The organism is Yersinia aleksiciae (assembly GCF_001047675.1).
GTDB classification, from domain to species: Bacteria; Pseudomonadota; Gammaproteobacteria; order Enterobacterales; family Enterobacteriaceae; genus Yersinia; species Yersinia aleksiciae.
In genome coordinates, this window is sequence record NZ_CP011975.1 from 3,092,647 (window position 1) to 3,116,807 (window position 24,161).

Sequence of the window (24,161 nt, forward strand, 5' to 3'; positions counted from 1 at the left end):
TGTTAACGATCGGATATAAATGATACAAATCTTGTGGTGTGTATTTATCTAAATCTGGCACGATTAACTGGTTTGGTGAGATTATCTGGATGATGACTCTACTTTTATGATCCCCACTTGCCTTTCTCCGCTATAAACTGTCTACTTACCGCCGTTGTTGGTCTATTCCTCCTGCAAATAACTTCAAAAATACTGCATACTGACGAAATAGATTGCTTATTAACCGCCGGAGTTTGCGTTTATCAGAGCTTTGTATCGTTTCGATCACGTAGGGAAGGCCACAGCTTAGGACTTTTTCTTTTGATCATTTTAACTAGGCAACGCACATCACTATGAGTCATCGTTTATCGTCTAAAGATATTATGGCATTAGGTTTTATGACCTTTGCTTTATTCGTCGGGGCCGGCAATATCATCTTCCCACCGATGGTGGGTTTACAATCGGGTGAACATGTTTGGATGGCTGCGCTGGGTTTCCTGATTACCGCGGTTGGATTACCGGTCATTACGGTTATCGCGCTGGCACGTGTCGGCGGTGGTATTGATGCTCTGAGCACGCCGATTGGCCGTGGTGCCGGTCTGGTACTGGCGACGGTTTGCTATCTGGCGGTCGGCCCACTGTTTGCTACCCCGCGTACTGCAACGGTCTCCTTCGAAGTGGGTATTGCCCCGTTGACCGGTGATGGTCCATTGCCGCTGTTTATCTATAGCGTGATTTATTTCGCGCTGGTTATCGGAATATCGTTATATCCGGGCCGCTTACTGGATACGGTTGGGCATATTCTGGCGCCACTGAAGATTTTGGCGCTGGCGATTTTGGGTATTGCCGCACTGGTTTGGCCTGCGGGTCCATTGATTCCCGCTACGGATGCCTATCAGCAAGTACCATTCTCCTCCGGCTTTGTTAATGGTTATCTGACCATGGATACCTTGGGGGCCTTGGTCTTCGGTATCGTTATCGTCAATGCGGCCCGTTCGCGCGGTGTGGTTTCCTCACAATTGCTGACGCGCTATACCATCTGGGCTGGATTGATTGCCGGTATCGGCTTGACGTTGGTCTACCTGAGTTTGTTTAAGCTGGGTTCTAGCAGCGGTGCTTTGGTGCCTGATGCACAAAATGGTGCCGTGGTCTTGCATGCTTACGTTCAGCACACCTTTGGTGGGTTGGGAAGCGTCTTCCTGGCAGCATTGATTTTCATTGCCTGTATGGTGACAGCGGTGGGCCTGACCTGCGCCTGTGCTGAATTCTTTGCTCAATACCTGCCGTTATCTTACCGAACACTGGTATTTATTCTCGGTATCTTCTCGATGATGGTGTCGAATCTGGGGCTGAGCCATCTGATTCAGATCTCCATTCCAGTACTGACGGCAATTTATCCGCCATGCATCGTGCTGGTTCTGATGAGCTTCACTCTGCGCTGGTGGCATCACGCCTCACGCATCGTCGCCCCTGTCATGTTGGTCAGCTTGCTGTTCGGTATCCTTGATGCGGTGAAAGCGTCTACGTTTGCGCACTTCTTGCCCGAATGGACGCAGCATTTACCCTTGGCTGCACAAGGGCTGGCATGGTTATCACCTTCGCTGCTGGTATTCGTCGTCGTAGGGTTGTACGATCGCGTCTGCTGTCGTCAGGAAGTTGCTGCCAAGCAATAACTGCACAGCGATAGGATTTTTTTAGCCACGGCTCATCCCCGTGGCTTTTTGCTGAAAAAGACGGGGCTTTATTCATGGAATTACCAGTCAAAAATAAGCTGAAACGCGGCCTAACGACACGCCATATCCGTTTTATGGCATTAGGGTCAGCAATAGGTACAGGCTTATTCTATGGTTCGGCTGATGCAATAAGAATGGCGGGGCCAAGTGTATTATTGGCATACCTGATTGGTGGCGTGGTGGCATTTATCATCATGCGGGCCTTGGGTGAAATGTCTGTGAATAACCCGCAGGCCAGTTCGTTCTCTCGCTATGCGCAAGATTACCTTGGGCCGATGGCAGGCTATATCACTGGCTGGACGTACTGTTTTGAGATTTTGATTGTTGCGATTGCTGATGTGACCGCTTTTGGTATCTATATGGGCGTCTGGTTCCCGAATGTAGATCACTGGGTATGGGTGTTGAGTGTTGTCCTGATCATTGGCGCAGTCAATATGATGAGCGTTAAGGTCTTTGGTGAACTGGAATTCTGGTTCTCATTCTTCAAAGTTGCCACCATTATCATCATGATTTTGGCCGGTATCGGCATCATCATTTGGGGTATTGGCAATGGTGGGCAGCCAACCGGTATCCATAATTTATGGACTAATGGCGGCTTCTTCAGTAATGGTTTCGTCGGCATGATCCTGTCACTGCAACTGGTGATGTTTGCTTACGGTGGTATTGAGATTATCGGTATTACTGCGGGCGAAGCTGAGAACCCGAAGAGCTCCATTCCAAAAGCAATTAACTCCGTTCCGTGGCGTATTCTGGTGTTCTACGTCGGTACTCTGTTTGTCATCATGTCTATTTACCCATGGAACCAAGTTGGCACCAACGGTAGCCCGTTTGTACTGACCTTCCAGCATATGGGGATTACGGTTGCGGCAGGTATTCTGAACTTTGTGGTTATCACCGCATCGTTATCCGCCATTAACAGTGATGTGTTCGGTGTTGGGCGTATGCTGAACGGGATGGCAGAGCAGGGCCATGCGCCGAAAGCCTTTGCTGCGATTTCCAAACGCGGTGTGCCGTGGGTTACGGTGTTGGTGATGATGGGGGCCATGCTGACAGCGGTTTACCTGAATTACATCATGCCGGAAAATGTGTTCTTGGTGATCGCTTCACTTGCGACCTTTGCCACGGTTTGGGTGTGGATTATGATCCTGTTCTCCCAGATTGGCTTCCGTCGATCGCTGAGCAAAGAGCAAATTAAGGCGCTGGACTTCCCACTGCGTGGCGGCACCTTTACTTCAGTTCTGGCTATCATTTTCCTGGTGTTTATCATCGGCCTGATTGGTTGGTTCCCAACGACGCGAATCTCGCTGTATGTCGGATTAGTATGGATCGCGCTGTTGCTGGTGGGGTATTACTTCAAGGTCAACCATCAGAAGAAACAAGTAGAACCTGCGAAACAAGCGGAATAACACTGAGTTGAATTGCCTATCAAACCGGAAGAACACATCTTCCGGTTTTTTGCTTTGTACAATCGGGATAGCCCTACAATTTCATCACTCTGTAACGCAATAAGTCTCTCCGCCCCCAACCTCATCCCCGATATTTATGCGGATAGATGAGGGTAACCCCTCCATAACGTGGCATTGTTTATGCCGGTTACATTTAACAGGTGAATGTGTCTATATAGGTGAATGTGTCGCGGCGTTAATGTCTGCACCAGATAGCCTCAACAGCAATCGTTTTGGTTAAAGCAGGAGAATTTTATGCTTAGTGGTTGGCATCTACCGGTCCCGCCGTTTGTCCGTCAGCGGGGCGACGCATTACACATTACACTATGGTTGCAAGGTGAAAACTTGCCCACCCAAGTTTTCTTACGCTGCGAGCCAGATAATGAAGAGTGGCTGCTTACAATGAAGGGGCAGCAACGTGAGGGTTTCTGGTGTTACCGAGCGACTTTGCCACTACATGAAGGCCAGCCTACCCGGCGCTATTGTTTCAAACTGCTGTGGAATGATGACCAGCGGTGGTTCGGCCCGTTAGGTTTTTCAGTCGTTCCGCCGGCGCAATTGGCGCAGTTTGCCATTGATGTGCCGGACAGTGGCCCTGATTGGGTTGCCGACCAAATTTTTTATCAAATATTCCCCGATCGTTTTGCCAGTAGCCAGGGCGAGCATGGTGTGCGGGATGGCAGTTATACCCACCATGCGGCAGGTCATCCTGTTTCCCGCCGTGAGTGGCAGCAACCGCTGGATGATGTGAATGCCGCTTCAACATTCTATGGCGGCGATCTGGCGGGTATCACGCAAAAACTCCCCTATTTGCAAAAGCTTGGTGTGACGGCGCTGTATCTAAACCCAATTTTCACCGCACCCAGCGTGCATAAATACGATACGCAAGATTATTATCAGGTTGATCCCTACCTCGGCGGAGAGCCTGCTTTTCTGCAACTGCGCGCAGCCACCCGAGATGCGGGTATAAAATTGGTGCTCGATGGGGTGTTTAACCATACCGGTGATTCCCATCACTGGTTTGATCGCCATCAGCAAGGCACTAACGGTGCTTGCCATCATCCGGATTCGCCTTATCGTGGCTGGTTTAATTTCTTCCCCGATGGGCGGGCGCTGGACTGGAAAGGGAATGCCAGTTTACCGAAACTCAACTTCGCGAATGACGGCGTGGTGAATCAAATTTATCGCGGTGATGATAGCGTGGTGCGTTATTGGTTACGGCCCCCTTACAGCATTGATGGATGGCGGTTAGATGTAGTGCATATGCTGGGGGAAGAGGGCGGAGCCAGAGGGAATTTACGGCACTTGGCCGGTATCTATCAGGCCGCGAAAGAGGAGAACCCACAAGCCTATATTCTGGGCGAGCACTTTGGCGACGCGCGCAATTGGTTGCATGCTGGCGTGGAAGATTCGGCAATGAATTACATGGGATTTGCCTTGCCGATACGCAGCTTCTTAGCGGGTATTGACGTGGCTTATCATCCGATAAAACTGAAAGCCGAGGATTGTGCCTACTGGATGGATGAATACCGTGCTGGGTTGCCTCATAGTCATCAGTTGCGCTTATTTAATCAGTTGGATAGTCATGATACCGCTCGTTTTATAACGTTGCTGAATGGTGATAAAGCCCGAATGCAAATGGCGCTGGTATGGCTGTTTAGCTGGATTGGCGTACCGTGCTTATTTTATGGCGATGAGATCGGTTTAGATGGTGGCAATGACCCATTCTGCCGTAAACCCTTCCCATGGGATGAGTCCCAGTGGGATGCTGACCTACTGAAACTCTGTCAACGAATGGCGGCTTTACGCCACAAGAGTCGAGCACTGCGCCGTGGCGGTTGTCAGGTGATTTATGCCAATGATGATTCCCTGGTATTTATTCGCAGCTATCAACGCGAGCGAGTGATGGTGGCGATACAACGTCATCAGGATACGAATATCTTATTGCCGGCCTCACCTTTGCTCAATGCGGCTGAGTGGCGACGGCTGGAGGGATTATCCGAACTGGATGTTGACGAAGCAGGCGTGAATCTCCACTTGTCGGGTGAGAGTGTCACTCTGTGGCGTGGTCAGTCCTAGTTGAACACTATAGTGAGTGCTAACTTAGTAGTTAGTGCGCAGTAGAAGATATTAAAGCGGCTAAATGCCGCTTTTTCTTTGGGTGGGATACTATGTATATAACGAGGGTAAATAGTTGGTCGGTAAACTCACCAAAGGGAAAATGATATGAGCACATCTAAAAGACAGGCGTTGATTATCGGTGCATCTCGGGGCTTAGGGCTGGGATTGGTTGATGAACTTAATCGCCGTGGCTGGGCAGTGACGGCGACGACGCGCGGCGCGGCCAAAGATACCGGTGCGCATGCGGCTCATTGGCTAACATTAGATATTAATCAGCCAGAAAGCATTAAGCAGTTCCTGACACAGGTGCAGGGCCAGAAGTTTGACCTGATATTCGTTAATGCGGGTATCTCGGGGCCAGAACATCAATCAGCGGTGGATGCCAAACCCGAGGAGATCCTCGAGCTGTTCCAAACGAATGCTATTTCGCCCATCCGCATTGCTCAGCATCTGCTGGCGCAACGCAATCCAACCCACAGTGTATTGGCCTTTATGTCATCCCAGCTAGGCAGCCTTGGTCATAATGCTTCCGGCCATAAACCTCTGTATTCAGCCAGTAAAGCTGCACTGAATATGATGACCCGTAATCTGGTCGCCGAGGTAGCGGATCCGACACTGACCGTGCTATCGATTCATCCAGGTTGGGTAAAAACGGATATGGGCGGGGATGCGGCGCCACTGACCATCGCGACCAGCGTCAAAGGTGTTGTTGACCAAATTGAACACGCTTCCGGTAAAGGAGGCCACGGTTTCATTGATTATCAAGGGCATACATTGCCGTGGTGATAGATGTGGTTGTGATGTAAATCAGTGAATAGTTTCCCCCATCGATATATTGATGGGGGATGTATTATAGGTCAGAGCATCAGTATCAGCATCCGATGCCGATGGGTGACTAATGGCTGTTAGTAACCAATGGCCGCACCCGCAGGGCGGCGAACATCGTTGGCCCCGTAGAGATAACCTTCGCGCACTTTGCCGGAGACGGCAGAGTCATTCCCCGAGTTAGCAGGGCTGACACCCTCCACGCCAGCCAAACCGACCAGAATCAGTTCAGTCGCGCCCCACGGATTCTGCTCAACCATCTTATATCCCATCGTTTTCAGTAGGTTAAGACTGTCTGCGGAGACGCCACGCTGCTCGTAATAAACCTCGTCGGGTAACCATTGGTGATGAATGCGTGGGGCATCCACCGCCTCTTGGGGGGTCATACCCTGATCAATCACATTCAATGCCGTTTGTAAGGTAATCGTGATGATTCGTGAACCGCCCGGTGAACCTAATACCATGAATGTCTTACCATCCTTAGTCACCAGTGTCGGGCTCATGGACGATAGTGGGCGCTTACCGGGGGCGATGGCATTAGTCGCTCCCTGAACTAAGCCATACATATTTTGCTCACCCACTTTAACCGTAAAATCATCCATTTCATCATTGAGGAAGAAGCCGGTACCGGGTGCAATGACCACAGCACCAAAACGGCCATTTACCGTGTAGGTGGTCGAGACGGCGTTACCTTCATGATCGACGATGGAGTAGTGAGTTGTTTCCGGTTTTTCATGGGGTTGCATACCCGGCTGCACTTCTACAGATGGGGTCGCTTTGTTAGCGACGATCTGCTTGCGGATGTCTGCGGCATAGCTTTTACTCAGCAGGCGGTCAATCGGGTTTTTGACAAACTCTGGGTCACCGAGGAAGGTATTACGGTCCATATAGGCATGGCGCATCGCTTCTGTCAGCGTATGAATGTAGGCGGCGGAGTTAAAGCCCATACTTTTCAGGTCATAGCCCTCAAGCACATTCAATGTTTCACATAATGTCACGCCACCAGAGCTAGGTGGAGGGGAGGACACAAATTTATAACCACGATAGCTACAGGTAATGGGCGCAGTTTCAGTGATTTTATAGTTGGCAAAATCAGCCGCGGTGAGAATCCCACCACCTTTCTTCGCTGCCGCTTCTACTGCCTGCGGTATCTTGCCCTGATAAAATGCATCCGGTCCCTTCTCCGAGATAGCGGTTAATGTCTCCGCCAGATCTGTCTGAATCAGGCGATCTCCCGGTTGCAGGGCTTCGCCATCTTTACGTAGGAAAATACGCGCAGATTCTGGATCCTGACGGAAGCGTTTGACGGTGGTATCCAGAATGTCAGTATCGGCGCGGGTCAATATAAAACCTTCGCGAGCCAACTTAATTGCTGGTGCCATGACTTGCTGGCGGGTCAATTTACCGTATTTCTTTTGTGCGCTGTCCATCCCCAAAACAGTGCCGGGAACACCCGCAGCCAGATAGCCATACAAACTGGCATCTTTGGTCACTTTACCCTCTTTATCCAAATACATATCAGCACTGGCAGCGGCAGGTGCGGTTTCACGGAAATTGATGAATGTATCGGTTCCATCAGCAAGGTGAATGGTCATAAAACCACCACCGCCGATATTACCGCAGCACGGATTCACCACCGCTTGCGCATACCCCACGGCAACCGCAGCATCAATCGCGTTTCCACCCATTTTCAAAATATCGGTCCCGACTTGTGAAGCCAGATATTGGGAAGTCACAACCATGCCATTTTTCGCTTCTACTGCGGGTGTTGAGGCTGCATGTAGCGTGCTACTCACCAGTAAAGCCAATACAGCCAAGGGCTTATTCCATTTTCTCAAAAGCATTCTGACTCCTGTTATTTCCTGCCTGTCAGGGATTACCCAGTCATTTTTGTCTGGCAGCTTAAAATCGCTGCTTATGGAGTGCGCAAAACACACCCTGGTAATAATTAATAGCAGAATTAATTGTTATGGCAGCTAATTAATTGGCGGCAGAGGGTGGGGTGATGAGATGTAGCCAGACTGATAGGTTGTTTTTTATTTGGGTGAAATTAAGTTAAGTGAAGACAACTGATTGAAAATTAATGAGTATAACTAAGGCGGATACACTGGGAATAGGAATGATTATTATATAGACGCGGCGGCGGGTGCTTGAAGCTGCCTGCTTTGGGCATTGTTCGAATCAGATAGAGAGTTGCTTTGAAATAGAGCAGATGTTGCCATAAAGCACTTTTTGCACGTTAAAGCTAAGCAGGTTCGGCATAAAAAAAGCCAGTCAGCGTAAGCTGACTGGCTTGATATCCCTCGAGCGAATCAGGGGCTGCCTAAACTGTTATTACAGCTTAGAGGCGTTTTCAGACAGGTATTTAGCTACGCCATCTGGAGATGCGCCCATACCTGCTTTACCTTTTTCCCACTGCGCAGGGCAAACGTCGCCGTGCTCTTCGTGGAATTGCAGTGCGTCAACCATACGCAGCATTTCGTCGATGTTACGGCCCAGTGGCAGGTCGTTAACCACTTGGTGACGAACGACGCCGTTTTTGTCGATCAGGAAAGAGCCGCGCAGTGCAACACCAGCATCTGGGTGCTCAATACCGTAGGCTTTCTGAATTTCACGTTTGATATCAGCAACCATTGGGTACTTAACTTCACCAATACCGCCGTTATCAACTGGGGTTTTACGCCATGCGTTGTGAACAAACTCGGAGTCGAAAGAAACACCAACAACTTCAACGCCACGTTTCTGGAATTCTTCGTAACGGTGGTCGAAAGCGATCAACTCTGAAGGACAAACGAAAGTGAAGTCCATTGGCCAGAAGAACAGGACGGCAGGGCGGCCGTTCAGGTGTTTTTTCAGGTTGAAGTTTTCAACGATTTCGCCGCTACCAAGAACAGCAGCTGCTGTAAAATCAGGGGCTTGACGAGTTACCAGAACCATAAATTACTCCTGTTAATAGGGATGGATTAACCAGTTGTCTTAAAAGTATCGGCACAGCATAGGTATTTAAGCGTAATGAATAAAGGGATAAATACCAATTGCTGTGATAGCTTTTACCTATCGTTACAACGATTTTAGTTTCGTAGTCTTGCTAAGATACCCATTTTGCTAGAAAGCGCAAGTGGCTTAGTATCAATAGCCCTACAATGAACGGTGCTTTTAGCTAAATCTGCTGACGTTTCGCCTGCAACATCATTGCAGGATAAAATGCCCAGAACAGTTGCTCTAACGGCTGATAGTGTTGCTCTATGTCGTGAAAAGAGCCTGCAAGCGCCACCAGTTTGGGGCGACGGTTAGCCATACCCTGTAACACATCAGCTATAAAGGGTAGTTCAGCATAACGCTCCAGCCAACGCTCTGGCCACAAATAGGCGTTGAGGTTCTGAAAACCTGTGGGTGTCTGCTGCAAATGGGGCAAAATCTGGCTTTGGGCATCTTGGATAAAATCAGGCAGCGTACAGTCAGGTACCAGTTTATCCCAATGACGGGCGAGAAAATGGTCCCACAGCACATCTAGCGTAATAGGGGCAACCCGACGATAATCAGCACTGAAATAGGTCCGCGCTTCTTTCACCAACGGCAAGGTATCAGTCATCACATCAACGCGACGATGCATCATTATACCCGCTACAACGTCAGGGGTGTATTCACCCTGTGGATTACCACGGACAAAATCTGCCAGCAGATTACCGAGTAAAGAGCTGTCAGCCAGTGTGGCGAGATGGAGATGGGCGAGAAAGTTCATGCCCCGAGTATATACCCTTCTTGCTTGAAGTTGCAGCGGTGTTAGTTTGCACTTACGTACCCGAATCACTGATGTGGGTCAGCTCATCGGGAGCTACTCGTTTGCAGCCTACCTGCAACGCCCACTATTTTGGGTATAGCAAATGACTGCCAATTATCCTTATTTCTTGCAGCCTGCCCCTGAGGGCTCTAGACTAGCGGCCTGTTTTTGTGTACCTGCCCATCATCTCGGTTGGTTCGGGTCTGTCCTAATATGAAGTGGAAAGCCATGCGTGTTGCCGATTTTTCTTTTGAGCTACCGGAATCTCTGATTGCCCATTACCCCCAGTCCCAGCGTAGCGGATGCCGCTTATTGTCACTGGATGGCCCAACGGGAACCTTAACGCACGGCATTTTCACTGATTTGCTGGATAAACTAGAACCCGGTGATCTGCTGGTCTTCAACAATACCCGGGTTATTCCGGCTCGCCTGTTTGGCCGTAAAACCAGTGGCGGTAAGCTTGAAGTGCTGGTTGAACGTGTTTTGGATGACCATCGCGTTCTAGCCCATGTTAAAGCTTCAAAATCACCTAAACCCGGTACAGAGCTGCTATTAGGTGATGACGAAAGTATCCGAGCCACCATGCTGGCAAGGCATGACACACTGTTTGAGCTGCGGTTTGACGATGAGCGGGATGTTTTCACCATCCTGAATGCTGTTGGCCATATGCCTTTGCCTCCTTATATTGATCGCCCTGACGAAGACGCCGATCGCGAGCTATACCAAACGGTATACAGTGAGCGCCCTGGTGCGGTTGCTGCGCCAACCGCTGGGCTGCATTTTGATGAGCCGATGCTGGCAGCATTGCGAGAAAAAGGCATTGAGATGGCCTTCGTGACCTTGCATGTCGGCGCTGGGACGTTCCAACCAGTACGAGTTGACACCATCGAAGAGCATATAATGCACTCCGAATATGCAGAAGTGCCCCAAGAGGTCGTCGATGCTGTTTTGGCGTGTAAAGCCCGTGGCAAGCGCGTGGTCGCTGTCGGCACTACCTCAGTACGTTCATTGGAAAGTGCCGCCAAAGCTACGGAGAACGGCCTGATTGCCCCTTTCTTTGGTGATACCCGTATCTTTATTTATCCAGGCTATGAATATCAGGTTGTGGATGCTCTGGTCACCAATTTCCATTTACCTGAATCAACATTGATAATGCTGGTTTCTGCTTTCGCAGGTTATAAAAATACCATGAATGCTTATCAGCAGGCTGTGGCAGAACAATACCGCTTTTTCAGTTATGGCGATGCAATGTTCATCAGCCGTAATCCACAGGCACCGCAAGAGACGGTTAACCTGTAAATTTTAGGTCACACAAATTGTATATTTTCAAATGTATAGAGTGTGATCAGGCTAAAACAACATCAGACTGTATCTCTGATGCTGGAGGTTATGTTGAAGTACGAATTACAAAAAACTGACGGGCGCGCACGTCGTGGTCGCCTAATATTTGAACGCGGTGTAGTAGAAACCCCGGCATTTATGCCAGTGGGTACCTATGGCACTGTAAAAGGGATGACGCCGGAAGAAGTCAAAGAGACCGGTGCGCAGATCTTGCTGGGTAACACCTTCCATCTCTGGTTGCGTCCGGGTCAGGAAATCATGAAGCTGCATGGCGATTTACATGATTTTATGCAATGGCATGGCCCGATTCTGACCGACTCAGGCGGTTTTCAAGTGTTCAGCCTTGGTGCGATGCGCAAAATCAAAGAAGAAGGGGTGACGTTCCAAAACCCGATCAACGGCGATAAAGTGTTCCTTAGCCCAGAAAAATCGATGGAAATTCAGAACGATCTCGGCTCCGATATCGTAATGATTTTCGACGAGTGTACTCCCTATCCAGCGGACTGGGATTATGCCAAGCGCTCAATGGAGATGTCCTTACGTTGGGCTGCCCGTAGTCGCCAACGCTTTGATGAACTGAACAATAAAAATGCATTGTTCGGTATTATTCAAGGCGGTGTTTACGAAGATTTACGTGATGTGTCCGTAAAAGGGCTGGTAGATATCGGTTTTGATGGTTACGCTGTGGGCGGCTTGGCGGTAGGCGAGCCAAAAGAAGATATGCATCGCATTTTAGAGCATGTTTGCCCACAGATTCCCGCAGATAAACCACGTTACCTGATGGGCGTGGGGAAACCGGAGGATCTGGTGGAAGGTGTGCGTCGTGGTATCGACATGTTTGACTGCGTGATGCCAACCCGTAATGCACGTAATGGCCATCTATTCGTGACTGACGGTGTGGTGAAAATCCGTAACGCCAAGCATAAAAGTGATACTGCAACGCTGGATGAACATTGTGATTGCTACACTTGTCGCAATTATAGCCGCGCCTACTTGCATCATCTTGATCGCTGCAACGAAATACTAGGTGCGCGCCTGAACACGATTCATAACCTACGTTATTACCAGCGCCTAATGGCGGGTTTACGTCAGGCTATTGAAGAAGGTAAATTAGAGAGCTTCGTCGAAGATTTTTATGGTCTGATAGGGAAACCTGTTCCACCATTAAACGTTTGATTTTAAAATTACCATTTTTACATACCCAAAAGATTTCAGGACGCAGGAAGGCAGCAACCAAAAGTAGCTAAAACACCTGCGGTTTGAAAGATGACGGGTATTTTATAGATTGAACAGTTACGATTTAACGTTACTGATTTTATCGCACTGATTTCACACTACTGATATTGATAACAATGAGGGAATTTTAATGAGTCTTTTCATTTCCGATGCTGTCGCATCCGCTGGGGCTCCGGCTCAGAGCAGCCCGTACTCCCTGGTGATTATGCTGGTGGTATTTGGTCTGATTTTTTACTTCATGATCCTGCGTCCACAGCAAAAACGTGCCAAAGAACACAAAAAACTGATGGATTCTATCGGTAAGGGTGATGAAGTTTTAACCACGGGTGGTTTACTTGGTCGTGTTACTAAAGTTGCGGAAACGGGCTACATCGTTATCGCACTGAACGACACCACTGAAGTGATGATCAAACGTGACTTCGTTGCTGCCGTTTTACCGAAAGGTACAATGAAAGCTCTGTAATTTTCGATTTTCCCGAAGGGAATTGCCGTGTTAAACCGTTATCCTTTGTGGAAGTATCTGATGCTGATCGTCGTGATCTTCGTCGGTCTGCTATATGCACTTCCCAACCTTTATGGTGAGGATCCGGCTGTTCAAATCACTGGTGCGCGAGGAATCGCCGCCAGTGAAACAACGCTGGTCCAAGTCCGTGACGTTTTAGAAAAAGACAACATAGCGAGCAAGTCCATTGCACTGGAAAATGGTGCAATCCTGGCTCGCTTTAAAGATCCTGACGTCCAGCTGCGAGCCCGTGAGGCACTTGTTGCTGCGATGGGAGATAAATACGTTATCGCGCTAAATCTGGCACCGGCAACACCTTCCTGGCTTGCCAAGTTGGGTGCTGAGCCGATGAAGCTGGGTCTTGACCTGCGTGGTGGTGTGCACTTCCTGATGGAAGTGGACATGGACACTGCGCTTGGCAAACTGCAAGAGCAAACGATGGATACCTTGCGCACTGATCTGCGTGAGAAAAATATCCCGTATGCGACAGTGCGTAAACTCGATAACTATGGTGTTGAAGTGCGTTTCCGCGACGATAAAACGCGCGATGACGCTATCAGCTACCTCTCTTCCCGCCACCGAGATCTGGTGATTGGTTCTAATGGCAGCAATACTCTAAAAGCTGTGATGACCGATGACCGTCTGCGAGAAGCGCGCGAATATGCGGTTCAGCAAAACATTACGATCCTGCGTAACCGGGTTAACCAACTAGGTGTAGCCGAGCCGTTGGTTCAGCGTCAGGGTTCAGATCGTATTGTGGTTGAGTTACCGGGTATCCAGGACACTGCGCGTGCCAAAGAGATTCTTGGTGCGACAGCAACGCTGGAATTCCGTCTGGTAAACAGCAATGTTGATGCCTCTGTTGCCGCCACTGGCCGCGTGCCGGGCGATTCAGAAGTCAAAAATACCCGTGAAGGCCGCCCGGTTGTCTTGTACAAGCGCGTTATCTTAACCGGTGACCATATTACCGATTCAACCTCCAGTACTGACGAATATAACCAAGCTCAGGTTAATATTTCGCTCGACAGCGCGGGTGGTTCTCTGATGTCTAATTTTACCAAAGACAATATCGGCAAGCCGATGGCGACTTTGTTCGTAGAATATAAAGACAGCGGTAAAAAAGATGCTAATGGCCGGGCGATTCTGGTTAAGCAGGAAGAAGTTATCAACGTTGCGACCATTCAGTCGCGTTTGGGTAACAGCTTCCGCATTACTGGCATTGATAACCCGACTGAAGCTCGTCAGCTTTCTCTGTTATTACGTGCGGGTGCATTGATTGCCCCAATCCAAATCGTGGAAGAGCGGACTATCGGGCCAACTTTGGGTTCACAAAACATTACCCAAGGTCTGGAAGCCTGCTTGTGGGGTCTAGCAGTCTCTATCCTGTTTATGGTGGTTTACTATCGTAAGTTTGGTGTGATTGCCAGTACTGCATTGTTGGCTAACTTGGTGTTAATCGTGGGCGTGATGTCCCTGCTGCCAGGGGCGACATTAACTATGCCGGGTATTGCCGGGATCGTCTTGACGCTAGCAGTAGCAGTTGATGCTAACGTACTGATTAACGAGCGAATAAAAGAAGAGTACAGAAACGGGCGGACGATCCAGCAAGCGATTCATGAAGGGTACAAAGGTGCCTTCTCAAGTATCGTCGATGCGAACGTAACGACGTTGATCACAGCGATTATTCTTTATGCTGTGGGTACCGGTTCGATTAAAGGCTTTGCCATTACAACCGCCATTGGTGTTGTAACGTCAATGTTCACCGCAATAGTCGGTACTCGTGCCATCGTCAACCTGCTTTACGGCGGCAAGCGCATTAACAAGCTGTCTATTTGAGGAGTACGTTGTGGCACAGGATTATACTGTTGAACAACTGAACTATGGCCGTAGAGTCTATGACTTTATGCGCTGGGATAACGTTGCTTTCGGCATCTCGTTGCTGCTGTTGGTCGCATCGATTGCGGTGATGTCCACCAAAGGGTTCAACTGGGGTCTTGATTTCACCGGTGGTACGGTGATTGAAATTAACCTGGAAAAACCTGCCGATCTGGATCAACTGCGCGACACGCTGGAAAAGGCGGGTTTTGAATCGCCAATCTTGCAAAACTTTGGCAGCACTCGTGATGTGATGGTACGTATGCCACCTGCCACCGGGACTGCCGGGCAGGAACTGGGTAACAAAGTCATATCTGTTATCAATGAGTCAGTTGATAAGAATGCATCGGTAAAACGTATCGAGTTCGTTGGGCCAAGTGTGGGCAGTGATTTAGCCCAGGCGGGTGGCATGGCGTTACTGGTAGCGTTGCTGTGTATTCTGGTTTATGTCGGTTTCCGTTTTGAATGGCGTCTGGCGTTGGGGGCGGTTATCGCTCTGGCCCATGACGTGGTCATTACCATGGGGATCTTGTCGTTGTTCCATATTGAGATTGACTTAACCATCATCGCTTCATTGATGTCGGTTATCGGTTACTCACTTAACGACAGTATTGTGGTATCAGACCGTATTCGTGAGAACTTCCGCAAGATTCGCCGCGGTACACCTTACGAAATCATGAACGTGTCTCTGACCCAGACTTTAAGCCGTACTATCATGACATCTGCAACCACGCTGATGGTGGTATTGATGCTGTTTATCTTCGGTGGTGCGATGCTGCAAGGCTTCTCACTGACGATGCTGATCGGTGTTTCCATCGGTACAGTTTCATCCATCTACGTAGCGTCCGCGCTGGCGTTGAAACTGGGTATGAAACGCGAGCATATGTTGCAGCAGAAAGTTGAGAAAGAGGGCGCAGACCAGCCTTCAATTCTGCCTTGATGTTATTGGCTTAATAGCGTTAGTTGCAGTATTAGCCCTGAAATATCATCTTAATTGGTGGTATTTCAGGGCTTTTTTATTCGTGTGCTTATGATGTTTTTTTGTTGCTAATTATTAATTTGCATATTATTTTTTAAATAAATAATGTTAATAATATTATTTGTAGGTCTGAAATATCCCCTCCCTAAAATTACTTTCCTCAAATTAGTGCGTTAGTTTGATAGCAATCTTATTTTTATAACGGTATTTCTATATACCTGTCTATCTTGGACAGGTACTAACTTGATTATTTTAGTGGAGTGATATTATGCCGACAACAACTAATGTTATAGGTGCTTCAGATCCAAACACTGGATTGCAAAATATTTCCTCACAAACACTATTAGAAAATGAACCTAATAATAGATTTTCTATGATTAAAGGTGAAGTTCTTAAGGTGCTTGATCTTGTAGTTCGTGATTGTTCAATAACAAAAAAGAGTAAAAAATTCCCTGATTTTTACCAAAAATTAAAGGAAAGTAACAGCGAATATGAAGTGATAAATAGTATTAATTCTTATTTTAAGAACGCTGCTAGTAGTGATAAATGTCGTTTAGTAATTAAAACAATACGAGAATCAATGGAGAAAAAAGATTCTTTCCTAGCAGGTGGTTACTGTTTTTATAAGTCCACTGGTAATGGGCTTTCAGGTAAGCATTATAAATTAACACCACTTGAAAATAATGAAAACACCTCCCGACTTGTTGCAGAAAATACCCCTCAATATTTTGGCGAGAGTAAACTTCAATATCCTGTAGGAGCTACAGATAAAAATTCTGAGAGAGATGAAGATATAGGTCAATCTCTACATGTAAATGTATCTTCAGTTTCTAAAGAAAATGTATCTCAATGTTCTGTGGAAGATACAGGTCACATTTCTGAGGGAGGTGAAGAAATAAGTCAATCTCCACATGTAAATGTATCTTCAGTTTCTAAAGAAAATGTATCTCAATGTTCTGTAGAAGATACAGGTCAAATTTCTGAGGGAGATGAAGATATAGGTCAATCTTCTCATGTAAATGTATCTCCAATTTCTGAAGAAAATATATCTCAGGAAACCAATTTGCGTAGCTTAGCTGAGTTAAAACGTGATTGTGAAAACCATTCCAATGAAATTGATTTATTGAAAGCTGATAATGATATTTTTACTGCATTACTTGAAATATATAATGGTTTTCCAGCTATAACAAATAGAATAAAATTGGGGTCTCAGGAGTTAGAAAAACCCAACGATGATGGCTACGATTCTTGGGTGGCTTATGAAAATAGACTGTTGAAAGATCATTATTTTTTAGTTAGTAAAAAAGAGGAATATAATAAGATTGTCATTAATAATTCTTCTAAGAGTATAAATGAAATAGTTACAGATGATGACCATGAAACGAATGTAATATCTACACAACACTCTATATCTGTAAGTAGTGACATTATTAGTCAGGCCATAAAAACTATTGATACGAAAAAAACTATTGGAGAGCGATTTTTTAGTTTTTTAGCTAATGTTTTTCATCATAGTGCATATATAAGGAGAGAGAGTGAAAAGGTAGCTGTTATTGAAAAATTAAAAAAGTTAGACGGTCTGGTCAGTGGATTAAGTGTTGAAGATAAAGAACAGATGGCTAGCATTAAGTACGTTAATAACGCAGTGTATTTCTTGCTTTCTAATAAGATACCGGCTAAATATTCCTTTGATCCCCTCGGTATGTTATCTCCGGACCGTACAGCATGGCTGAAATTCCTTAATTTGACTGGAACGCATCAACCCAGACAAGTTGAACCTAATTTAACCCCTGACTCGTCTACAGCATCGTGACACGTTTCTGACTTCATTTTGGAAAATGTGATTATACTCTGGCCTTTAAACTGGCTATTTCTGAGCAAGTGAAAAAGGCCAACTAACCTACAGACCCTGTACCAATAGGGTGTCCAAGGGCGCTCAACCCCTCTAAAATGGCTGCATAAGCATGGACTTCTTGAGTGGATCCCCTCTGAGTGCACTCTTTCTCTGAAGCCTATTGATGAATCATTCTCCCAAGCCTCTAACGCCTGAGCAAAGAATTAAAGAGCCTGAAGATCAACTCAAGTTGAGCCAGCCAGAAAGCTGATTTTTTTAAGCCGTCACCAATGTCCTGAAAAATGACAATGGAGTCACGCTGGTTAAAAAGCGCCCCGGTAAATCTTGGCACAAGCTTAGCCCCAACACCTGTCTAGTCACGCACACCTGTCAATTTCTCTGCCACAGTCGGCAGGCCTACATCTGATGAGGCATATCAGGCGTTTAAGGATGAAAAGTGTCAACGCTTAATAGGGCTAATTGCATTTATGATGACTTATTCATTACTAATAACTTATTCATTACTAATAATAAAGGTGGGTAAATTAACTTATTCCCGCAGTGAATTTTTAACTTGTCATTTATTATAAAACCTAATGATAAGAATGATTTTATTTGCTTAAAACTGATCTTTTCTAAAAGATAATAAATTAGTTTGATAGCTGCCTCACTTTTAACTAGATACTTTGATGTCTCTGGCTATTTTAGATAGTCGTTCATTTAATATTGACAGTGGAGTAATTCTATGCCTGTAAATATAAAAGGAATGTCTTACCATTTAACTAATTATCTTTCCACTTCCACCAGTATAACAAGGCAAGGAGAATGTGATAAATCAAGTAATATAAATGATGATGCATTAATAAAAATACAAGATGAGGAGTTTGGTAAAAGATTAAGTGCAATTAAGCGTGAGGTTAAGGATGTGTTTAATAAATTAGAAGAAGCTAATAAAGTAAAATCTAAAAGTAAATTTCATACGTTTAGAATCATTATAGAGCAAAGTAATGGTGAAATTAACCTTATTGATAACATGAATTTTTATCTAGAAAATAATGTTAATAGTACAAAGTATAAATCATTTGTTGATATTTTGAAATTGTTAATGTCCGATAGTGAGTCTATTATAGGTGGGTTTTACTCTTTACAGGAAAAAAAAATCAATGAGGGAATATGTTATGAGTTGGTTCCTTATGAAAAACAGAATATTGCCATACCACCTACTGATCCTTCATTTTCAAGTATAAGAAGTGTCCACCCCCCCCGTAATACTCATGAATATAAAAATCAAGAGGTCATTAAATATAATGAGGATATTAACTTGTTAAGAGATGACATTTATAGTCTTTATTATAATGAATGTAAATTAATATTTGAATATTATTTAAATGATAAATTATTATCAATGCTAAATAATTCTCCATGTATGGGTATTGAAGAGCTAAGAATGAAAATGCATGGAGCAAAAAGTGAATATAATAAAATAAAAGAATGCGATAGCTACGATAAGCTGAAAGAACATAAGAGTTTATCTGAAAGACGTAATAATAAATTGGGATCTTATGTGCTTATGAATGAACAAGTTCTTATAACCTCCATTCTGAAAGTAGAATTGGAATTAAATATTAAGGTTGAAAATAGCACAGTGGATATGGAGAGTGTACCGAGAGGGATGGAAACTATTGTTCAACTTATAGAATTTAATGATAAGAAAAAAAATATACTAGTTCGTATTTTAAGTGCACTTGCTTCTCATATATTTCCTTTAACACATAGCAAGAGAGAAAAAGAAAAAGAAGCGTATATTGTAGAATTAAAAGAGTTAGCGTATATGATAATGGGATTAAATGATGGAAATAGAGATATCCTGACTAAAAGAGAGTTATTTAATAAAGCAGTATATTGTTCGTTGTTAAAAAATATTCCGGCCAAATATTCCTTTGATCCCCTAGGTATTTTATCACCGGATCGCACTGCATGGCTTAAGCTCCTTAATTTAAATGGGGGGGGGCCAGCCAAATAAACTGTGCCTAATTTATTACTTGAAGCACTCAATAGCCTATAAACACGCTGATCCACTCTTTGTTGTCACAGCAGTTCGCGGTAAACTGTCGCTAAGTTTAGGCTCACTCATCAGGAAGCGCCATGCATTGCCCGTTTTGTGCCGCTGTGGATACTAAAGTCATTGACTCCCGTCTGGTGAGCGATGGTTCGCAAGTGCGCCGTCGCCGCCAGTGTCTAGATTGTAATGAACGCTTTACCACCTTTGAAGTGGCTGAGTTGGTTTTGCCGCGCGTGATTAAAAGTGATGATGTACGTGAACCTTTCAATGAAGATAAATTGCGACGTGGCATGCTGAAAGCATTAGAAAAGCGGCCCGTCAGCTCTGATGACGTTGAAACCGCAATAAGTCATATCAAATCCCAGTTACGTGCCACTGGCGAACGTGAAGTCCCCACCAAGATGGTCGGTAACCTGGTGATGGAGGCGCTAAAACGCTTGGATAAAGTGGCTTATATCCGCTTTGCTTCGGTATATCGCAGTTTTGAAGATATTCGCGAGTTCGGCGAAGAAATTGCCCGTCTGCAGGATTAATCAGTGGGTTGCCCGCATCTTTCATTGCAGCGTAATCTTTGTAACGTAAAGCCGCTTGCATCAAAAATAAGGAAAGCCATGCAGCCCGATGAGTTCTATATGGCACGCGCCTTCGAATTGGCGCGATTAGGGCGCTTTACCACGCCACCAAATCCTAATGTTGGTTGCGTGCTGGTTCGTGATGGTGAGATCGTCGGTGAGGGCTATCACTTGCGAGCCGGCGAGCCACATGCTGAAGTGCATGCTTTGCGTATGGCTGGTGAGAAAGCGCGTGGTGCCACGGCCTATGTCACCCTTGAGCCATGTAGTCACCACGGGCGGACACCGCCCTGTGCCGATGCATTGGTTGCCGCTGGCGTCGTTCGGGTTGTCGCTGCCATGCAGGACCCCAATCCGCAAGTTGCTGGGCGTGGGTTATATAAATTGAAGCAAGCCGGTATCGCCGTCGATCATGGTTTGATGCTGGCGGAGGCCGAGGCGGTTAATCTTGGTTTCCTCAAACGTATGCGCACTGGCTTTCCCTACCTGCAACTGAAAATGGCTGCATCCTTGGATGGGCGAACGGCAATGGCATCGGGTGAAAGCCAGTGGATTACCTCACCACAGGCACGGCAGGATGTGCAGCGTTTTCGGGCTGAAAGTGCGGCAATTCTAAGTACCAGCGCCACAGTATTGGCGGATGATCCTTTGCTCACTGTACGCTGGAATGATCTGGATACTGAAACCCAAGCTTTGTATCCTCAAGCGACGCTGCGCCAGCCGACACGAATTATACTCGATAGCCATAACCGTGTGACACCGCAGCATAAAGTGATACAGCAAGATGGCCCATGCTGGCTGGCTCGCGTTAATGCTGATGAGCAGCATTGGCCCGCGAATGTCGAGCAATTGTTGCTACCGCGCCATGGCAATGGTGTGGACCTAGTGTTGCTGATGATGCAACTGGGCAAGCGGCAGATTAACTCAGTTTGGGTCGAGGCGGGGCCACAACTGGCGGGGGCACTGTTACAGGCAGGCGTGGTTGATGAGCTCATTTTGTATATTGCCCCAAAACTGCTGGGCAGTGAGGCCCGTGGGCTATGCGAACTGGCGGGATTAACCCGTTTATCGCAAACCCCTGAGTTCGTGTTCAGTGATGTGCGGCAGGTGGGGCCAGATCTCCGCTTGCGCTTGAAACCGAAGTATTAATTGAATAATCCGGTAGAGATTCCCTCTGCCTAATCAGAGTCTTGTCCGCGTTTTACAAATGCGCAGGGGCGGGGCGTGAAAGAATATGATAGAATCCGCCCCCCTGCGGGGTATGAACCCATATTGAGGAAAGCTATGAACGTTATCGAAGGTGTTGTTGCTACTCCTAATGCCCGCGTGGCGATTGCGATTGCGCGTTTTAATAATTTTATCAACAACAGCTTGCTGGAAGGTGCAATTGATGCCCTGAAGCGCGTTGGTCAGGTATCCGATGACAACATTACTGTTGTTTGGGTGCCAGGGGCTTATGAGCTGCCGTTGGTCGCGAATGTATTAGCAAAAACAAATCGTTACGATGCGGTAATTGGACTGGGTACCGTGATCCGCGGGGGTACTGCGCACTTTGAGTATGTTGCTGGTGAAGCAAGTTCTGGTTTAGCCAATGTAGCCATGAACAGTGATATCCCAGTAGCTTTCGGTGTGCTGACCACAGAAAGTATTGAGCAGGCAATTGAGCGTGCCGGTACTAAAGCAGGTAATAAAGGTGCAGAAGCTGCCCTGACCGCGCTTGAAATGATTAATGTAATCAAAGCTATTAAAGGCTGAATTTAGTTAAGTTAAGGGGAATTCCGTGAAACCTGCTGCTCGTCGCCGCGCTCGTGAGTGCGCTGTTCAAGCGCTTTACTCTTGGCAGTTGTCTAAAAACGACATCGCTGATGTTGAATTACAGTTCCTGTCGGAGCAGGATGTCAAAGATGTCGACATCTCCTATTTTCGCGAATTGCTGTCTGGGGTCGCTGTTCACGCCGCATCTCTGGATGCGCTAATGGCACCATTCCTTTCCCGCCAGCTCGAAGAATTAGGTCAGGTTGAAAGAGCGGTTCTGCGTATTGCGCTGTTTGAACTGAGCAAACGTGACGATGTCCCTTATAAAGTGGCAATCAATGAAGCGATCGAACTAGCCAAAACTTTCGGCGCGGAAGATAGCCATAAGTTCGTCAATGGAGTGCTGGATAAGGTTGCTCCGACAGTACGTAAGAAAAAATAATCTCATTATCATTACACCTACCCAACGTCATTGGTGTTGCAGCGGCCTTGCAGAGGCGCGTGGATGGCCGAGTAATAAGAGCGGTAGCATCACTGCAATTTCAAGGGCGGAGGGTATGATTAAGGCCGGCTACCGGCCTTAATCATATATCGGTTAACATTTCTGGAATTGTATTATGGCATGTGGCGAATTTGACCTCATTGCCCGCTACTTTGACCGGTTTAGAAGCAATCGCCGGGATGTAGAGCTGGGTATTGGAGACGACTGCGCACTTCTTACAGTGGCAGAGAAACAGCTGTTAGCCATCAGTACGGATACACTGGTGTCTGGCGTTCACTTCCTTGCGGATATCGATCCCGCCGATCTGGGTTACAAATCTTTAGCGGTAAACCTGAGCGATTTAGCTGCAATGGGTGCCGATCCTGCCTGGTTATCCCTTGCTTTGACCCTACCCAATGTCAATGAAGATTGGTTGCAATCATTCAGTGACAGCTTATTTGATCAGCTTAATTATTACGGCATGCAGTTGATTGGTGGTGATACTACCCGTGGGCCACTGAGTCTAACGCTGACTATCCAAGGTTTGATACCGGAAGGGCGGGCATTGACCCGAGCCGGTGCGCGGATTGGTGATTGGATTTATGTCACCGGTACTCTGGGTGACAGTGCTGCGGGTCTGGCTATCTTACAAAATGAGCTGCGTGTTGATGATGAAGCTGATCGGGCGGCGTTAATTCACCGCCATTTGCGGCCACAACCTCGCGTATTACAAGGACAGGCGCTGCGCTCACTCGCCAGTTCTGCTATCGATATTTCCGATGGGCTAATTTCTGATCTGCAACATGTCCTGAAAGCCAGTCACTGCGGGGCGCGCATAGAATTAGATCATTTGCCGTATTCTGATGCACTGAAAAATCAAGTTGATGCCGAACAGGCGTTGCGCTGGGCATTGAGTGGTGGCGAGGATTACGAGTTATGCTTCACTGTGCCAGAGATAAACCGCGGTGCATTAGATGTTGCACTCAGTCATACAGGCGCAGGCTATACTTGCATTGGTCAGATCGGGCCACAAGCGGAAGGGGTTAAATTCTTCCGCGAAGGAAAAGTGGTTGATCTGGATTTTCGTGGTTTTGATCACTTCGCAACGGGTAAATCCCATGGATGAAGCCAAAGGCCGTTTGCGGTTATCTAATCCCTGGCACTTATTGGCAACCGGTTTTGGTAGTGGGTTGTCTCCGTGGGCACCGGGCACCATGGGATCTATCGCGGCTATCCCCTTTTGGCTGTTATTGATTCAGCTACCTTGGCAGCTTTACTCCTTGGTGGTGATGTTCAGCATCTGCATTGGCGTTTATATCTGCCATCGCACCGCGAAAGACATGAAAGTTCATGACCACGGCAGCATTGTCTGGGATGAGTTTGTCGGGATGTGGATCACCTTGATGGCGTTGCCAGTGAATGACTGGCAATGGATTGCTGCCGGTTTTGTCGCCTTCCGCATTTTTGATATTTGGAAGCCTTGGCCGATTCGCTGGTTTGATCGTAATGTACACGGCGGGATGGGGATAATGATCGATGACATTATTGCTGGGGTGATTGCCGCCGCGATTATCTTTGTTATCGGGCATTATTGGCCAATAGATTTGTTTTATTGAACAGCTATTTAAGGCATAACCGAG

Annotated in this window: 20 protein-coding genes; 17 read left to right on the forward strand and 3 right to left on the reverse strand. The window is 46.8% G+C overall.

Annotation, left to right across the window (positions count from 1 at the left end; all coding sequences use genetic code 11):
- Positions 1 to 332 precede the first annotated feature (332 nt).
- The 4 genes from brnQ to ACZ76_RS13835 all read left to right on the forward strand — a co-directional run bounded on the left by brnQ (position 333) and on the right by ACZ76_RS13835 (position 6,064).
- Complete coding sequence (gene brnQ / locus ACZ76_RS13820) at positions 333 to 1,652, forward strand: branched-chain amino acid transport system II carrier protein (RefSeq protein ID WP_048619431.1); 1,320 nt, start codon at positions 333 to 335, stop codon at positions 1,650 to 1,652.
- Between the two features lie 74 nt (positions 1,653 to 1,726).
- Positions 1,727 to 3,118 (forward strand): proline-specific permease ProY, encoded by a 1,392-nt coding sequence (gene proY / locus ACZ76_RS13825; RefSeq protein WP_048619432.1) that lies wholly within the window; start codon positions 1,727 to 1,729, stop codon positions 3,116 to 3,118.
- Positions 3,119 to 3,412: 294 nt separating this feature from the next.
- Entirely contained in the window at positions 3,413 to 5,236 is a 1,824-nt protein-coding gene (gene malZ / locus ACZ76_RS13830; RefSeq protein WP_048619433.1) for a maltodextrin glucosidase, read from the forward strand.
- 147 nt (positions 5,237 to 5,383) lie between these two features.
- On the forward strand, positions 5,384 to 6,064 hold the full coding sequence (locus tag ACZ76_RS13835; RefSeq protein WP_048619434.1) for an SDR family oxidoreductase: 681 nt from the start codon (positions 5,384 to 5,386) through the stop codon (positions 6,062 to 6,064).
- Between the two features lie 119 nt (positions 6,065 to 6,183).
- Here ACZ76_RS13835 and ggt read toward each other — a convergent pair whose 3' ends face one another.
- The 3 genes from ggt to ACZ76_RS13850 form a co-directional block, all read right to left on the reverse strand.
- Entirely contained in the window at positions 6,184 to 7,947 is a 1,764-nt protein-coding gene (gene ggt, locus ACZ76_RS13840) for a gamma-glutamyltransferase (RefSeq protein WP_048619435.1), read from the reverse strand.
- Between the two features lie 490 nt (positions 7,948 to 8,437).
- On the reverse strand, positions 8,438 to 9,040 hold the full coding sequence (locus ACZ76_RS13845; RefSeq protein WP_004873480.1) for a peroxiredoxin C: 603 nt from the start codon (positions 9,038 to 9,040) through the stop codon (positions 8,438 to 8,440).
- Positions 9,041 to 9,263: 223 nt separating this feature from the next.
- A complete protein-coding gene (locus tag ACZ76_RS13850) occupies positions 9,264 to 9,845 on the reverse strand; it encodes an acyl carrier protein phosphodiesterase (RefSeq protein WP_048619436.1) in 582 nt (193 codons plus the stop codon).
- A gap of 267 nt (positions 9,846 to 10,112) precedes the next feature.
- On the opposite strand from ACZ76_RS13850, the gene queA reads away from it, so the two are divergent.
- The 13 genes from queA to pgpA all read left to right on the forward strand — a co-directional run bounded on the left by queA (position 10,113) and on the right by pgpA (position 24,137).
- Complete coding sequence (gene queA / locus ACZ76_RS13855; protein WP_048619438.1) at positions 10,113 to 11,183, forward strand: tRNA preQ1(34) S-adenosylmethionine ribosyltransferase-isomerase QueA; 1,071 nt, start codon at positions 10,113 to 10,115, stop codon at positions 11,181 to 11,183.
- A 93-nt stretch (positions 11,184 to 11,276) separates the two neighbouring features.
- On the forward strand, positions 11,277 to 12,401 hold the full coding sequence (gene tgt / locus ACZ76_RS13860) for a tRNA guanosine(34) transglycosylase Tgt (protein ID WP_048620305.1): 1,125 nt from the start codon (positions 11,277 to 11,279) through the stop codon (positions 12,399 to 12,401).
- 190 nt (positions 12,402 to 12,591) lie between these two features.
- Entirely contained in the window at positions 12,592 to 12,924 is a 333-nt protein-coding gene (gene yajC, locus ACZ76_RS13865; protein ID WP_005166605.1) for a preprotein translocase subunit YajC, read from the forward strand.
- 27 nt (positions 12,925 to 12,951) lie between these two features.
- Complete coding sequence (gene secD / locus ACZ76_RS13870) at positions 12,952 to 14,799, forward strand: protein translocase subunit SecD (protein ID WP_071840504.1); 1,848 nt, start codon at positions 12,952 to 12,954, stop codon at positions 14,797 to 14,799.
- A 10-nt stretch (positions 14,800 to 14,809) separates the two neighbouring features.
- Entirely contained in the window at positions 14,810 to 15,778 is a 969-nt protein-coding gene (gene secF / locus ACZ76_RS13875) for a protein translocase subunit SecF (RefSeq protein ID WP_048619443.1), read from the forward strand.
- Positions 15,779 to 16,085: 307 nt separating this feature from the next.
- A complete protein-coding gene (locus tag ACZ76_RS13880; protein ID WP_048619445.1) occupies positions 16,086 to 17,630 on the forward strand; it encodes a hypothetical protein in 1,545 nt (514 codons plus the stop codon).
- A gap of 766 nt (positions 17,631 to 18,396) precedes the next feature.
- Entirely contained in the window at positions 18,397 to 19,674 is a 1,278-nt protein-coding gene (locus ACZ76_RS13885) for a hypothetical protein (protein WP_048619447.1), read from the forward strand.
- 122 nt (positions 19,675 to 19,796) lie between these two features.
- Complete coding sequence (nrdR, locus tag ACZ76_RS13890; protein WP_004707531.1) at positions 19,797 to 20,246, forward strand: transcriptional regulator NrdR; 450 nt, start codon at positions 19,797 to 19,799, stop codon at positions 20,244 to 20,246.
- Positions 20,247 to 20,324: 78 nt separating this feature from the next.
- Positions 20,325 to 21,434, forward strand: coding sequence for a bifunctional diaminohydroxyphosphoribosylaminopyrimidine deaminase/5-amino-6-(5-phosphoribosylamino)uracil reductase RibD (gene ribD / locus ACZ76_RS13895; protein WP_048619448.1), 1,110 nt, complete (start codon positions 20,325 to 20,327; stop codon positions 21,432 to 21,434).
- A gap of 135 nt (positions 21,435 to 21,569) precedes the next feature.
- The gene (ribH, locus tag ACZ76_RS13900; protein WP_005272766.1) at positions 21,570 to 22,040 is read left to right on the forward strand and encodes a 6,7-dimethyl-8-ribityllumazine synthase; all 471 of its coding nucleotides are present in this window, start codon (positions 21,570 to 21,572) and stop codon (positions 22,038 to 22,040) included.
- A 25-nt stretch (positions 22,041 to 22,065) separates the two neighbouring features.
- Complete coding sequence (nusB, locus tag ACZ76_RS13905; RefSeq protein WP_048619449.1) at positions 22,066 to 22,482, forward strand: transcription antitermination factor NusB; 417 nt, start codon at positions 22,066 to 22,068, stop codon at positions 22,480 to 22,482.
- Positions 22,483 to 22,657: 175 nt separating this feature from the next.
- Positions 22,658 to 23,647 carry a thiamine-phosphate kinase gene (gene thiL, locus ACZ76_RS13910; RefSeq protein ID WP_048619450.1) on the forward strand — a complete coding sequence of 330 codons (990 nt, stop codon included), beginning with the start codon at positions 22,658 to 22,660 and terminating at the stop codon, positions 23,645 to 23,647.
- Entirely contained in the window at positions 23,640 to 24,137 is a 498-nt protein-coding gene (gene pgpA / locus ACZ76_RS13915) for a phosphatidylglycerophosphatase A (RefSeq protein ID WP_048619451.1), read from the forward strand. Before thiL ends, pgpA begins: the two co-directional genes overlap by 8 nt.
- Positions 24,138 to 24,161 lie beyond the last annotated feature (24 nt).

Bases quoted from the DNA above. Each gene is read 5' to 3' on its own strand.
- yajC (WP_005166605.1), top strand. From the start codon at position 12,592: ATGAGTCTTTTCATTTCCGATGCTGTCGCATCCGCTGGGGCTCCGGCT.
- ACZ76_RS13850 (WP_048619436.1), bottom strand. From the start codon at position 9,845: ATGAACTTTCTCGCCCATCTCCATCTCGCCACACTGGCTGACAGCTCT.
- brnQ (WP_048619431.1), top strand. From the start codon at position 333: ATGAGTCATCGTTTATCGTCTAAAGATATTATGGCATTAGGTTTTATG.
- proY (WP_048619432.1), top strand. From the start codon at position 1,727: ATGGAATTACCAGTCAAAAATAAGCTGAAACGCGGCCTAACGACACGC.
- queA (WP_048619438.1), top strand. From the start codon at position 10,113: ATGCGTGTTGCCGATTTTTCTTTTGAGCTACCGGAATCTCTGATTGCC.
- thiL (WP_048619450.1), top strand. From the start codon at position 22,658: ATGGCATGTGGCGAATTTGACCTCATTGCCCGCTACTTTGACCGGTTT.
- ACZ76_RS13835 (WP_048619434.1), top strand. From the start codon at position 5,384: ATGAGCACATCTAAAAGACAGGCGTTGATTATCGGTGCATCTCGGGGC.
- ggt (WP_048619435.1), bottom strand. From the start codon at position 7,947: ATGCTTTTGAGAAAATGGAATAAGCCCTTGGCTGTATTGGCTTTACTG.
- ACZ76_RS13845 (WP_004873480.1), bottom strand. From the start codon at position 9,040: ATGGTTCTGGTAACTCGTCAAGCCCCTGATTTTACAGCAGCTGCTGTT.
- ribD (WP_048619448.1), top strand. From the start codon at position 20,325: ATGCAGCCCGATGAGTTCTATATGGCACGCGCCTTCGAATTGGCGCGA.
- malZ (WP_048619433.1), top strand. From the start codon at position 3,413: ATGCTTAGTGGTTGGCATCTACCGGTCCCGCCGTTTGTCCGTCAGCGG.
- ACZ76_RS13880 (WP_048619445.1), top strand. From the start codon at position 16,086: ATGCCGACAACAACTAATGTTATAGGTGCTTCAGATCCAAACACTGGA.
- pgpA (WP_048619451.1), top strand. From the start codon at position 23,640: ATGGATGAAGCCAAAGGCCGTTTGCGGTTATCTAATCCCTGGCACTTA.
- nrdR (WP_004707531.1), top strand. From the start codon at position 19,797: ATGCATTGCCCGTTTTGTGCCGCTGTGGATACTAAAGTCATTGACTCC.
- ribH (WP_005272766.1), top strand. From the start codon at position 21,570: ATGAACGTTATCGAAGGTGTTGTTGCTACTCCTAATGCCCGCGTGGCG.
- ACZ76_RS13885 (WP_048619447.1), top strand. From the start codon at position 18,397: ATGCCTGTAAATATAAAAGGAATGTCTTACCATTTAACTAATTATCTT.